The sequence below is a fragment of the Nostoc sp. genome (genome assembly GCF_054880495.1).
The window spans coordinates 1-12,034 of record NZ_JBTYKD010000181.1 but is presented as its reverse complement, the minus strand read 5'-3'; the positions used below and the strand labels follow the sequence as shown (position 1 = coordinate 12,034).

Annotated in this window: 15 protein-coding genes; 13 read left to right on the top strand and 2 right to left on the bottom strand. The window is 41.6% G+C overall.

Features of this window, described 5'->3' with window-relative positions:
• Window positions 1–222 precede the first annotated feature (222 nt).
• Window positions 223–531 (top strand): NIL domain-containing protein, encoded by a 309-nt coding sequence (locus ACYTXL_RS17825; protein WP_461925904.1) that lies wholly within the window; start codon window positions 223–225, stop codon window positions 529–531.
• Between the two features lie 71 nt (window positions 532–602).
• On the opposite strand, the gene ACYTXL_RS17820 is transcribed toward ACYTXL_RS17825, so the two are convergent.
• Window positions 603–1,280 (bottom strand): response regulator transcription factor, encoded by a 678-nt coding sequence (locus tag ACYTXL_RS17820; protein WP_012407592.1) that lies wholly within the window; start codon window positions 1,278–1,280, stop codon window positions 603–605.
• Between the two features lie 1,182 nt (window positions 1,281–2,462).
• On the opposite strand from ACYTXL_RS17820, the gene groES reads away from it, so the two are divergent.
• The 5 genes from groES to ACYTXL_RS17795 all read left to right on the top strand — a co-directional run bounded on the left by groES (window position 2,463) and on the right by ACYTXL_RS17795 (window position 5,187).
• Window positions 2,463–2,774, top strand: coding sequence for a co-chaperone GroES (gene groES, locus ACYTXL_RS17815; protein WP_292795100.1), 312 nt, complete (start codon window positions 2,463–2,465; stop codon window positions 2,772–2,774).
• Window positions 2,775–2,919: 145 nt separating this feature from the next.
• Window positions 2,920–4,554, top strand: a complete 1,635-nt coding sequence (groL, locus tag ACYTXL_RS17810; RefSeq protein WP_461925903.1) for a chaperonin GroEL — start codon at window positions 2,920–2,922, stop codon at window positions 4,552–4,554.
• Between the two features lie 100 nt (window positions 4,555–4,654).
• Window positions 4,655–4,930, top strand: coding sequence for a hypothetical protein (locus tag ACYTXL_RS17805; RefSeq protein ID WP_461925902.1), 276 nt, complete (start codon window positions 4,655–4,657; stop codon window positions 4,928–4,930).
• Complete coding sequence (locus ACYTXL_RS17800; RefSeq protein ID WP_461925901.1) at window positions 4,920–5,099, top strand: hypothetical protein; 180 nt, start codon at window positions 4,920–4,922, stop codon at window positions 5,097–5,099. The genes ACYTXL_RS17805 and ACYTXL_RS17800 overlap by 11 nt, the downstream gene beginning before the upstream one ends.
• A gap of 13 nt (window positions 5,100–5,112) precedes the next feature.
• Entirely contained in the window at window positions 5,113–5,187 is a 75-nt protein-coding gene (locus tag ACYTXL_RS17795) for a DUF4351 domain-containing protein (RefSeq protein ID WP_461925905.1), read from the top strand.
• Window positions 5,188–5,287: 100 nt separating this feature from the next.
• Here ACYTXL_RS17795 and ACYTXL_RS17790 read toward each other — a convergent pair whose 3' ends face one another.
• Complete coding sequence (locus tag ACYTXL_RS17790) at window positions 5,288–5,518, bottom strand: DUF1902 domain-containing protein (protein WP_461925900.1); 231 nt, start codon at window positions 5,516–5,518, stop codon at window positions 5,288–5,290.
• A gap of 214 nt (window positions 5,519–5,732) precedes the next feature.
• On the opposite strand from ACYTXL_RS17790, the gene ACYTXL_RS17785 reads away from it, so the two are divergent.
• The 7 genes from ACYTXL_RS17785 to ureC all read left to right on the top strand — a co-directional run.
• The gene (locus tag ACYTXL_RS17785; protein ID WP_461925899.1) at window positions 5,733–6,671 is read left to right on the top strand and encodes an SPL family radical SAM protein; all 939 of its coding nucleotides are present in this window, start codon (window positions 5,733–5,735) and stop codon (window positions 6,669–6,671) included.
• Window positions 6,664–6,795, top strand: a complete 132-nt coding sequence (locus ACYTXL_RS17780; RefSeq protein WP_461925898.1) for a hypothetical protein — start codon at window positions 6,664–6,666, stop codon at window positions 6,793–6,795. Before ACYTXL_RS17785 ends, ACYTXL_RS17780 begins: the two co-directional genes overlap by 8 nt.
• A 117-nt stretch (window positions 6,796–6,912) precedes the next feature.
• Entirely contained in the window at window positions 6,913–7,707 is a 795-nt protein-coding gene (locus ACYTXL_RS17775) for a hypothetical protein (RefSeq protein WP_461925897.1), read from the top strand.
• 317 nt (window positions 7,708–8,024) lie between these two features.
• Window positions 8,025–8,864 carry an urease accessory protein UreD gene (locus ACYTXL_RS17770; protein WP_461925896.1) on the top strand — a complete coding sequence of 280 codons (840 nt, stop codon included), beginning with the start codon at window positions 8,025–8,027 and terminating at the stop codon, window positions 8,862–8,864.
• A gap of 115 nt (window positions 8,865–8,979) precedes the next feature.
• On the top strand, window positions 8,980–9,282 hold the full coding sequence (ureA, locus tag ACYTXL_RS17765; RefSeq protein ID WP_461925895.1) for an urease subunit gamma: 303 nt from the start codon (window positions 8,980–8,982) through the stop codon (window positions 9,280–9,282).
• Between the two features lie 227 nt (window positions 9,283–9,509).
• Window positions 9,510–9,821: an urease subunit beta gene (locus ACYTXL_RS17760; RefSeq protein ID WP_461925894.1), complete on the top strand. Its 312-nt coding sequence runs from the start codon at window positions 9,510–9,512 to the stop codon at window positions 9,819–9,821.
• 504 nt (window positions 9,822–10,325) lie between these two features.
• Window positions 10,326–12,034: urease subunit alpha (ureC, locus tag ACYTXL_RS17755; protein WP_461925893.1), on the top strand; the 1,709-nt coding region annotated here is incomplete at its 3' end.

The following is a 12,034-nucleotide window of genomic DNA, read 5'->3' as shown; positions in this document are numbered from 1 at the left end:
CAGACAAGTAAGCCGACTCGTGGAAAGAGAAAACCCAAGGAGCGATCTTTGGAATCCCCACCTTCAGCGTAAGCAAGGTGGGGAGGATGTCAATACATCTTAGATTAATGGTTTGCAAAGGCAAATACTTTCTTGCTTGCCTGCGTGGGATAAGTGACGCTAGTGTTAAAAGAAATCGTGCAAAAGCAAAACCTCATCCAAGAAGTTGAGTAGAAAGCTACAATGGTAATTCCAAATAAACAAGTAAAATCTAATACTGATATTTTAGATAGTAGACGCACCCAAACTCGTATCCAAGTTCGCATTCCTAAAGATTTGCATGAGGAACCAGTCATTTCACGACTGGTTTCTCACTATGGGGTAACGGTGATTATTGCTGATGCTCAGATCAGCGCAAACGTGCCACAATATAGCTGCTTCGATCTGGAACTACGAGGAACTACTTCCCAGATTGAAAGCGCCTTAACTTACCTGGATGAACTGGATTTAGAAGTTTTGCACCAATCCAGCCCTGAAGAAGATGGTTGGTAATCAATTTTCGATTTCGGATTTTGAATTTTAGATTAATAATCCAAAATCCAAAATCTAAAATCTAAAATTCACTATGCCATTTGATTTTCAATCGCCCACCGCGCTAGTTCAGTGCGGTTATGGAGATTAGTTTTGCCCAACATATTGGACACATGGCTTTCAACTGTGCGCTGACTAACATTTAGTTCTTCAGCAATTTCCCGGTTAGCTAGACCCCTAGCGACAAACTGAACTACTTTCAGTTCGGTTGGGGTTAATTGCACATCGAAGGGAACCTGGATACGGGAACCGTTTTCGCCTCCTTTTGCTTGGTGTTCTTTCCAACGGATAGTTTGTTTCAGCGAGGATTCAACTTGCGCTACGAGTTCTTCTGGCTCAAAAGGCTTGACCATATAAACATCAGCACCTTTATTCAGACCCTTGACTCGGTCTGCACTTTGTCCCTTAGCTGAAAGGAAAAGAACTGGAATCCAGCTGGTGCGTTCGTTTTGCCGGACTTGTTCTACAAAAGTATATCCGTCCATTTCCGGCATCATCACGTCGCAGATGATCATGTCTGGAACATCTTGCTCTAAAATTTCCAGAGCTTCACGTCCATTTTCGGCGGTGATGACTTCGTATCCCCGGAATTCTAAGTAATCCTTCACCAGCAAGATGAGGTTAGGGTCATCATCAATCAATAGAAGTCGTTTGTGATCTTTCATGCTGGGCTCTTTCATAGCAGTGGCACTTGTCGCGCTTCGGTCCATCAAAGTCTTGAATATTTATCCTCTATGGTGGGTTATTTCGAGATGTTGTCCTTTTTCCTACTTAACTTGCCTTTGCTGTTTCGAAGCCTCAAAAATGCCGAGCATTTTCAAGAGACTAATAGCTCGTTAGCTAAAGTCCAGCAAGGATACGTATAGCAGTAGTATCTATAATGCGCTATTATATATCGCATTGAAAGGGGTGGGCGAAAAAACACTGATTACAATAATAATCTTTCTGACTCACAAGTAAGTATTGGCTTAAAGATGACCCTAGCTCAAAACCAACCCACACTTTCTTTAAGCTTACTGCTATACCATATCCTTCGATTGTTAAGCCTCTATGAGGTGTTCACAAGCAACTAGTACCGCTTCGCGTAATTCGTAATTCGTAATTACGTTTTAGCAAGGGTTTCAGAGATTACAAATGGGTGGCTTATTTACGCCGTGCTGTACTAGGGAAGTTTCTGGCAAAGGAGGGGTTAAAAACGCCTATTCTTTAACCGCCATTATGCCTATTAAGTGTTCTTGGATGATCCGCTCAATAACTCCCAGGTTTGCTTGGCCATATCAGACCCCATCAGTGTAAACCACTATTATGAGTCTAGAACAACAAAGGCGCAAGCAGTTGGCTTTATTTCTATAGACGCAAATGGGATGACTCTGTGGCGGCTCATCAAGTTTTAACTCTTTAAGTCGCTTTTTTAAGTACTCCCAGGGTTCCAGACTAGCTCCTTTTGAGCAGCAGTTAGCAATTGTCTGGTCAGCGCCAATAAAAATGTGTCGCTGAATTTTTGCAAGTCCGAAAGTTTCTACACAATAACTCAGGGCTTTATGTTCTGGAGACTTAGTGGTTTTGGGGATTTGATGACTGGACTGGATCACTATATTTTACTCATCAAGCGGCTCCCTGATTACAGTTCTATAACAATTTCCAGTGAATGAGGGGTGGGCAAGAATGCTTATAACTCCTAAACTCCTAACTCCTAACTCCCCACTCCCTACTCTCTTCGTAACTTACAGAACAAAACCTGAAAAGTAGAAATAATTAAGCATTTATACTTAAGTACACCGATGATCTTCTAGTTCGGGAACCCGTACTCAAGGAATTCTTGCCATTGGGCGCTAATTTTCGGTAGATTAGCACTCAGGAGTGGAGAGTGCTAAACTCTGGAGAAAATAATTATGGCAGCTTTATCTTTAAGCGTTTCTACAGTTAAACCTTTGAGCGATCGCGTTTTCGTAAAAGTGAGCGCCTCAGAGGAAAAGACTGCAGGTGGTCTGTATTTACCCGACACCGCCAAGGAAAAGCCCCAGGTAGGGGAAGTAGTCGCCCTTGGTGCTGGCAAGCGTAACGATGACGGTAGCCGTCAGGAATTGGAAATTAAGGTCGGCGATAAGGTGCTGTACTCTAAGTACGCTGGCACTGACATCAAACTCGGCACCGAAGAATATGTACTGCTTTCTGAAAAAGATATTTTAGCAGTCGTTATCTAGTGGGGAGTGGGGAATAGGGAATGGGGAATAGGGAATAGGGGATGTCAAAAATAAAGACAATGCCCGATGCCCGATGCCCAATACCCAATACCCAATAACCCAATTCAAGAAAAAATTGACTTACTCGCGGAATTTTTAGACACCTATGGCAAAGCGCATTATCTACAACGAAAACGCCCGTCGCGCCTTGGAACGAGGCATTGACATCCTGGCTGAGGCTGTAGCTGTTACCCTTGGCCCCAAAGGTCGTAACGTAGTTCTAGAAAAGAAATTTGGCGCACCGCAAATTGTTAATGACGGTGTAACGATCGCCAAAGAAATCGAATTAGAAGATCACATTGAAAACACTGGTGTAGCTCTGATTCGTCAAGCTGCTTCTAAGACCAACGATGCTGCGGGCGATGGCACCACAACTGCCACCGTTTTAGCCCATGCGATCGTCAAAGAAGGCTTGCGGAACGTTGCAGCTGGTGCTAATGCGATTTCGCTGAAGCGTGGTATAGACAAAGCTACTGCTTTCCTCGTAGAAAAAATCAAAGAACACGCCCGTCCAGTAGAAGATTCCAAATCCATTGCTCAAGTTGGTGCGATCTCGGCTGGTAATGACGAAGAAGTTGGTCAGATGATTGCCCAAGCAATGGACAAGGTGGGCAAGGAAGGCGTAATTTCCCTAGAAGAAGGGAAATCTATGTTCACCGAGTTGGAAATTACTGAAGGGATGCGCTTTGACAAAGGCTACATCTCTCCTTATTTCGCCACCGACGCTGAACGGATGGAAGCGGTTTTTGATGAGCCTTTCCTACTGCTTACCGATAAGAAAATTGCTTTGGTACAAGACCTTGTACCAGTGTTGGAGCAAGTAGCTCGTGCTGGTCGTCCTTTGGTGATTATCGCCGAAGATATTGAAAAAGAAGCTTTAGCAACCTTAGTAGTAAACCGTTTGCGCGGTGTACTCAACGTGGCTGCTGTTAAGGCTCCTGGCTTTGGCGATCGCCGCAAAGCACTGCTAGAAGACATCGCTGTTTTAACTGGTGGTCAACTAATTACCGAAGATGCTGGTCTGAAGCTAGATAACACCAAGCTGGATAGCCTGGGTAAAGCTCGCCGGATCACCATCACTAAGGACAGCACCACAATTGTTGCCGAAGGTAACGAAGTTCCTGTGAAGGCTCGTGTCGAGCAGATTCGTCGTCAAATCGAAGAAACCGAATCTTCTTACGACAAAGAGAAACTGCAAGAGCGTCTTGCTAAACTCTCCGGTGGTGTTGCTGTAGTGAAAGTGGGTGCAGCGACCGAAACGGAAATGAAAGACAAGAAACTGCGCCTAGAAGACGCTATCAACGCCACTAAAGCTGCTGTGGAAGAAGGTATTGTTCCTGGCGGTGGTACAACTCTGGCTCACCTTGCTCCTGAATTGGAAGTTTGGGCAAAGAGCAATCTTAAAGATGAAGAGTTGATTGGTGCTTTGATTGTCGTTCGCGCCTTACCTGCACCTCTGAAGCGGATTGCGGAAAACGCAGGTCAGAATGGTGCTGTGATCGCTGAACGTGTGAAAGAGAAAGAATTCAACGTTGGCTACAATGCTGCGACAAACGAATTCGTCGATTTGTTTGCTGCTGGTATTGTTGACCCTGCGAAAGTGACTCGTTCTGCTCTGCAAAACGCTGCTTCCATCGCTGGCATGGTGTTGACAACCGAATGTATTATAGTTGACAAGCCGGAGCCTAAGGATGGCGCTCCTGCTGGCGCTGGCGCTGGTGGCGGCGACTTCGATTACTAATACTTTGTAGTTACATAATTTGTGAAAATGGCTGCTTCCTGATGGAGGCGGCTATTTTTTTGTGTCAAGATTCAGGTGTTTCAAACGAGAAAACAACAAAATGGAAGATTACCAAGCCACTTTTATGCAGCGTCACCTTGATACCGAAATATTATGTAGAAAGGAATCGGAAAGAAGAGTAGCCGCTATGCACTTTGGAGGTGTAACCATTGAGTGTTTATTAAAAGCAATGATTTTTGCTACCTTAGCAAAGGGTGCAACTCAGGAATGGAAGACAGATTCTACTCATGCTGGGCATACTATTACTAATCCAGGACATAGTTACATGGAAGCATTAAAGCGGCACAATCGACTTAAATCTAGAATTGATAATTAATTATCCTGAAGTGCAAAAATGGCTTACTGAAGTGGAAAATCCAAATAGCCAAAATTTTATAAATATGCGTTATTGTGGCCTTGAGCCTGATGATGAAAGTTATAAACGCTGGTTAAAAGCTTATCGGAGTCTCAAGGGGTGGTTACAAAAGCAAGCTACTCAACTTTAAAGAGTTAGAAAATTTGGGAGAGGCGTTGTTGGATTTTTCGGAAGTTGCTGATTTAGTAGCTTGGTTAAAGCAGCAGGAACAAGCTTAATCTAAATTGTGAACGCTGACGATGAAAAACAAAGCCAAAGGTTTTTAATATTTTGATAATCTCTCTGTAGCTAAACCCAGCTAGCCGTCCCATGAATTGACTACTGACCTACAACTAAAGGATAGTTAAATTGTTCAGCTATTGGTTGTAAATAATCTAGTTCTTGATCCTGAGATTGTGCTTCTAATAACTTACGTGCTACATCACGGGCAATTTCTAAAGTTTCAGCGACTGTCCGTCCTTGAGCGACTAAACCTTGAAGTTCATCAGATGTTGCTAAATCAACGCCTTCAGGTAATTTATTAATATGGATATTCAGCAATCTTTCCATTGTTTTACGTGGTGATTACGTCTACTTTAATTTATATTCTATCGCTTTCTTAAACTATAGCGATCGCAACCTTTTTTCCTTCCATATATCAAAAGTTTTTCTTAGTATCTTGGCGTGAAATGATCATTCCTTATTCAAGTTAGTAAATCAATTGGGAATTATAATATAAGAGGTAGGGTGCATTAATTAACTCTCAATAAATATCAGGATTCACATGGCACAACCAAAATATGAAGGTTATTCCGAATGCACTCCTACCAAATTAGTCAGAGAAAAGTTTAGAGATGTGAATGTTTATGTACAAAATGCTAAATCACTCTTAACAAAGGCTACTGGTTTTATTGGTAATTATGATTTTACTCTCAATCCTTATAGGGGATGTCAATACGGTTGTAGTTATTGCTATGCTGCTGCATTTAGCCCGAATGCTCAAATGCGCCAAGATTGGGGAAAATGGGTAATTTTTAAAGAAAATGCTGCTGAGATTTTAGCGAAAGAATTAAAAAAATGGTATGAAAAAAATCCCCAGCTTCCTCCTAGTATATACATGAGTAGCGTTACTGATCCTTATCAACCACTTGAATCTAAACATCAACTGACTCGTCGATTGTTAGATGTAATGCTTGATGTAGGGATTGACGGTTATCCAACTCCAACTTTGGTGATTCAAACTCGTAGCCCAATTATTACTAGAGATATTGATTATTTACAACGATTTAAGCGATTGCGAATTAATATGAGCATTCCGACTGGCAGTGAATTAGTGAGAAAAGATTTTGAACCGCGATCGCCCAGTATTAAAGCCAGACTAAATGCTATCACTAAAATTAAACAAAGTATTGATTATTTCAAAGGTTTTCTTCCCAAAATCTCTATTACTATTACCCCTCTACTTCCTACTTTACCGACTGATGAAGCTGCTTTTATTAACAGACTAGCTCTCGCAGATAGGATTGTAATTCAAGCTTTTCATCCTAGCGATAGTCGTTCTCTTATGGCATCAACTCGCCAAGAAGCTGAAGAAATTAAGCAAAAATATGCTTGGTGGTATGAGGATGAGAAATTAAGCTATATAAAATTTAAGGAAAAGTTAGTTTCTCGGCTTCCAGGTGTACAAATTATGGAAGGCAAAGAGGGATTTGGTTATGAATAATCCTATCGTAAATTGGTGGCGAAGTCAGCAGCTAAAATTATCTTTAAAACGCGGGGATATTCGACGCGCAACGCAACTCTTGCAAGAGATTCAAAAATCAGGTGCAACATTCTCATGGTTATAAAAACTATTTAGGGATAAACTTCAACTTGAACGTTATTCCCAAGAATACAAACGACAAACAGAAACTTTAACTAAACAACTAACAGAAACATCCCAGCAAAAAGCTAATCTAATATTAATGCCAGATGAGGAATTCATTAAATATATCTATAAAGTTTTTAATTTAATCCAGCACGATGAATATAAACTGCAATCTACTGGTATTGATAAACGTATATTTGATGATTTTGAATCAACACTAGTTGAATATCTCAAAGAAGAATTTAGCAAGATTCCTGAGAAACAGTTATTTGTTAAGCTAGAAGACGCTCTTGATGATATTAATAACTTAAAAATTGGACACGACCCAGACTACCGTTTTAGTCTAACTCCTCATGTCTACTTTATGAAGTATTTTTTAGAAAATGTATATTGCGTATATTTAGCTTGGTTTCTCATTTACGAGGATACTTTACTACCAAGTAAGGTTAATATCCTTGATATTGCAGCAGGACCAGCAACAGTTGCTTATGGTTTAGCTTTATTTCTCCAAAGTAGTAGCGGTTTTTTTGATATCCCGGAAATGCACATATCGTACTACTCTTTAGAAAAACAAGATGCCTTCCAGTTTCCTGGACTTCAGTTTTGGCGACGATATATAGAGTCGCGTCTAACCACAGTGAATGCTTACTTTCGCTTTGTTACTACTGATCTTTTTACGTGGAAAAGTGAATCGAATAATCTACCCAAAGAATTTTTCGACTTTATTGTAATTTCCCACTGCTTCTTCGCAGATTCAGCTAAGAGGGTTGAAGCTAATAATACTTACAAGCAAATATTTGCCACTAGCTTAAAAAATTCAGGTTATGTTCTGCTAATTGTGCAAGATAAAAAATTATTCAAAGTTTATAATGTTCACCAAGTTGAAAATTAAGATCAGGAAAAAAATGTAGTACATAAATTCCTGGCAGAACTGGGATTAGAGTTAGTCTGGTATAAATATCTAACCTCAACAGGTTCAAGAACACCTTTGTCCGGTGCTAACTTTGCTAAGTTTGCTCAAGAGAAATTACCTAAAAAACTGTATATGACTCCAATGCTCCAACAGTATTTTGGCCAGAAGCATCAGTCAAACTATACATTAGATGATTATGTGATCCTGGCGAAAAAATAATGATAATTTGCAGGTAAAGCATCACAAAATGTATTAAATAAATATAAGGGATCTGAACTTTAATCTTGAATTTATAAATGACCTGCAACTTAGAAACAGCAGAAGGTTGGCATGGCAAACTTAATTTAGTCTATGCCGATCGCCAGGGTAAAACCCAATTAATTTACAATCACCAACAAGCGCCCCTGAAGGTGCAACGCCCATTTTATCCAGAAGGGGAAAAAGTTTGTCATAGCGTCATTTTACACACAGCTGGGGGAGTTGTGGGAGGCGATCGCTTATCCTCTAATATCCAGCTCCAACCCCAAGCCCAAGCCTTAATCACTACAGCAGCTGCAAGCAAGATATACCGCACCAATGGCTTACAAGCTAGACAAACTATCGAGATGCAAGTTGATGCTGGTGCTTGTTTAGAATGGTTGCCGCAAGAGACAATTTTATTTAACGGCGCGATTTATCGGCAAGATTTACGGGTAGAATTAGTAACCGGGGGCAGTTGGTTAGGCTGGGAAATTACCCGATTTGGTCGCAGTGCTAGAGGAGAAAAATTTTACCTTGGAGAATGGCGATCGCACACGGAAATTTGGCAGCAAGGTGTTCCCTTATGGATTGATCGGCAATGCTTACGGGGTAGCGAAGAAATTTTCCACAGTCCCCACGGCTTGGCTGGAAAACCAATCGTAGGTAGTCTAGTTTGGGTTGGTGGTGCAGTTTCAGCAGAGATTGTCGAAAAAACGCGAAATTTATGGGATGGGGAGGCAGAAGCAGGTGTTAGCAGGTTACAACATGGATTATTGTGTCGATATCGCGGTACTTCTACATCTGAGGTGAGAAACTGGTTTATTGATGTTTGGCAGATGCTGCGAGTTTCTTTCTTGAATCGTGGTAATTGTATACCAAGAGTGTGGCAGGTTTGAACGTAGACGCGTAGCGGTGAGGGGGTCGCAGTCTTGGCGGTTCCCGTCGATTGCGAACCCCCGAACCCGAAGGGCTTGCCGCAGAGGTGTGGAGAACTCAGAGGAGGAAGTACGAATGCAACTTACGCCCCAGGAAAAAGATAAGCTATTAATTTTTACTGCTGCTTTATTAGCAGAAAGACGTAAAGGAAGGGGTTTGAAACTGAATTATCCCGAAGCGATCGCTTATATTTCTGCTGCCATTTTAGAAGGTGCGAGAGATGGGCAAACTGTAGCTGAATTGATGAGTTATGGTACAACTCTATTAACGCAGAATGATGTGATGGAAGGGATACCAGAAATGGTACATGAAGTGCAGGTAGAAGCAACTTTTCCTGATGGCACAAAGTTAGTGACAGTACATAATCCAATTCGTTAATAAAAAAGAACTTAATATAGGAAAAACAGAAGAGAAGGCAAATAGAGGTAACGAGATGGTATTACCATACCGATTAACATCAGTCAAAATTCAAGATTATCGACCTTTTAGGAATTTTGAAGCACCATAAATAACAACCATTAGAAATTATTGTTGGCGCTAATGGTGCTGGAAAATCTAGTTTGTTTGAATTTCTGAGAAAATATTTAAATTGGGAAAAATAAATTATGATTCCTGGAGAAATCATTACACCAGAAGGTGAAATTGAACTGAATGTTGATCGTCAAACTGTAAAATTACAAGTGTCAAATACAGGCGATCGTCCCATACAAGTTGGTTCGCACTATCACTTTTATGAAGTCAACGCCGCCTTAAACTTTGATAGAGAACAAGCGCGAGGAATGCGCCTCGATATCCCCGCCGGAACCGCAGTTCGCTTTGAACCAGGCGACGAAAAACAAGTGACTTTAGTCCCGTTAGTTGGTAGCCGCCAAGTCTACGGCTTCAACAGCAAAGTTAACGGACATTTAGATACTTAAAATCATTAGATGCTATTCTAATTAAACTGGGTAGGGAATAAATGCTACGTACCTGCGATTGAGTTAGCAACTACCGTTGTAGCCGCAACTAAATGTTGTGCAAAAATAGCATATCCATTCGGACAACGATTTTTGATAATTGCTAAATCAATCTCAAAAGCAAGTTTCCATCGAATTTGTAGAGGGCGTTGATTGCTACTATTTTCAGAGAGATATGTTGATTGTGCGATCAGTTAATGGTTCTAAATCAACTTCGATATCAAAGAGGCTCTTGTAATGCTGAACTCTCAGTTTAGATAACATTCTACCTCAGTTTTATATCTGCCTATGTTCCCAATATCATTCTAGATTTTCGCGTTTATAAATTCGCTTTAACTACCATTAAAATTTATTTCACTACATCTACGGTTACAATAAAATTATAAATTTATGCAAAATTTCCTCTGAATATCTCTAAACTTGCTCAAAAATAATCAAAGTAACACCACCCCTACGAGTGCCATTATGCCTTACAGAATGGATCGCCGCGCCTACGCCGAAACTTATGGCCCAACAGTAGGCGATCGCATCCGACTTGCAGACACAGAATTATTTATTGAAGTTGAAGAAGATTTCACCACTTACGGCGATGAAGTGAAATTCGGCGGCGGTAAAGTTATCCGAGATGGGATGGGACAATCCCCCATTTCTAACGCCGATGGTGCTGTTGATTTAGTAATTACCAATGCCTTAATTCTCGATTGGTGGGGTATTGTCAAAGCGGATATCGGCATTAAAGATGGCAAGATTTTCAAAATTGGTAAAGCCGGAAATCCTTATATTCAAAATAATGTAGATATTATTATCGGCCCCGGAACTGAAGCGTTAGCCGGTGAAGGAATGATTCTCACTGCTGGGGGTATCGATGCCCATATTCATTTTATTTGTCCCCAACAAATTGAAGTAGCGATCGCTTCTGGCATTACCACCATGATCGGCGGCGGTACTGGTCCCGCTACAGGTACAAATGCTACTACCTGCACTCCAGGACCTTGGAACATTTACCGAATGCTGCAAGCTGCTGATGCTTTTCCCGTCAACTTAGGATTTTTGGGTAAAGGTAACGCCAGTCAACCCCAGGGACTTGTAGAACAAGTAGCCGCCGGTGCAATGGGGTTAAAACTACATGAAGACTGGGGAACCACACCCGCAGCAATTGATACCTGCCTCAGCGTTGCCGATGACTATGATGTGCAAGTAGCAATTCATACTGATACGCTGAACGAAGCCGGATTTGTGGAAGATACGATCGCTGCTTTTAAGAATCGTACCATCCATACCTACCACACCGAAGGCGCAGGCGGCGGACACGCACCAGATATTATCAAAGTTTGCAGCCAAGCCAATGTTCTGCCATCTTCCACTAACCCTACACGTCCTTACACTGTCAACACTTTAGATGAACATCTAGATATGTTGATGGTATGTCATCACCTCGATCCAGCGATCGCTGAAGATGTCGCTTTTGCCGAATCTCGCATCCGCCGAGAAACCATTGCCGCCGAAGACATTTTGCACGACTTAGGCGCATTTAGCATGATTTCTTCCGACTCCCAGGCAATGGGAAGGGTAGGCGAAGTGATAATTCGCACCTGGCAGACATCTCACAAAATGAAGGTGCAACGGGGGACTCTTAACCCACAAGGAACTGAGCAAAAAGCAGATAACTTTCGGGCAAAAAGATATGTTGCTAAATATACTATAAATCCGGCGATCGCTCACGGAATTGCTCAATATGTGGGTTCAGTGGAAGAGGGAAAATTAGCAGATTTATGTTTGTGGCGATCGGCGTTTTTTGGCGTGAAACCAGAGATAGTGATTAAAGGTGGAATGATTGCATGGTCGCAAATGGGCGATGCTAACGCCAGTATTCCCACACCGCAACCAGTGCATATGCGACCGATGTTTGGTAGTTTTGCTGGTGCCCGTCATGCCACATCATTAACTTTTGTTTCGCAAGCAGCTTTAGAGAAAGAAATTCCCAGCCAGCTAGGTTTACAAAAGGCAGCAGTTGCAGTTTCTGGGACACGCCAATTGAGTAAGCGGGATATGAAGCTGAATGATGCACTACCCCACATTGAAGTAGATCCAGAAACATATCAAGTCAGGGCAGATGGTGAGTTGCTGATTTGTGAACCGGCGACAGTTTTACCAATGGCACAGAGGTACTTTTT

Bases quoted from the DNA above. Each gene is read 5' to 3' on its own strand.
- ACYTXL_RS17825 (WP_461925904.1), top strand. From the start codon at position 223: ATGGTAATTCCAAATAAACAAGTAAAATCTAATACTGATATTTTAGAT.
- ACYTXL_RS17820 (WP_012407592.1), bottom strand. From the start codon at position 1,280: ATGGACCGAAGCGCGACAAGTGCCACTGCTATGAAAGAGCCCAGCATG.
- groES (WP_292795100.1), top strand. From the start codon at position 2,463: ATGGCAGCTTTATCTTTAAGCGTTTCTACAGTTAAACCTTTGAGCGAT.
- groL (WP_461925903.1), top strand. From the start codon at position 2,920: ATGGCAAAGCGCATTATCTACAACGAAAACGCCCGTCGCGCCTTGGAA.
- ACYTXL_RS17805 (WP_461925902.1), top strand. From the start codon at position 4,655: ATGGAAGATTACCAAGCCACTTTTATGCAGCGTCACCTTGATACCGAA.
- ACYTXL_RS17790 (WP_461925900.1), bottom strand. From the start codon at position 5,518: ATGGAAAGATTGCTGAATATCCATATTAATAAATTACCTGAAGGCGTT.
- ACYTXL_RS17785 (WP_461925899.1), top strand. From the start codon at position 5,733: ATGGCACAACCAAAATATGAAGGTTATTCCGAATGCACTCCTACCAAA.
- ACYTXL_RS17780 (WP_461925898.1), top strand. From the start codon at position 6,664: ATGAATAATCCTATCGTAAATTGGTGGCGAAGTCAGCAGCTAAAATTA.
- ACYTXL_RS17775 (WP_461925897.1), top strand. From the start codon at position 6,913: ATGCCAGATGAGGAATTCATTAAATATATCTATAAAGTTTTTAATTTA.
- ACYTXL_RS17770 (WP_461925896.1), top strand. From the start codon at position 8,025: ATGACCTGCAACTTAGAAACAGCAGAAGGTTGGCATGGCAAACTTAAT.
- ureA (WP_461925895.1), top strand. From the start codon at position 8,980: ATGCAACTTACGCCCCAGGAAAAAGATAAGCTATTAATTTTTACTGCT.
- ACYTXL_RS17760 (WP_461925894.1), top strand. From the start codon at position 9,510: ATGATTCCTGGAGAAATCATTACACCAGAAGGTGAAATTGAACTGAAT.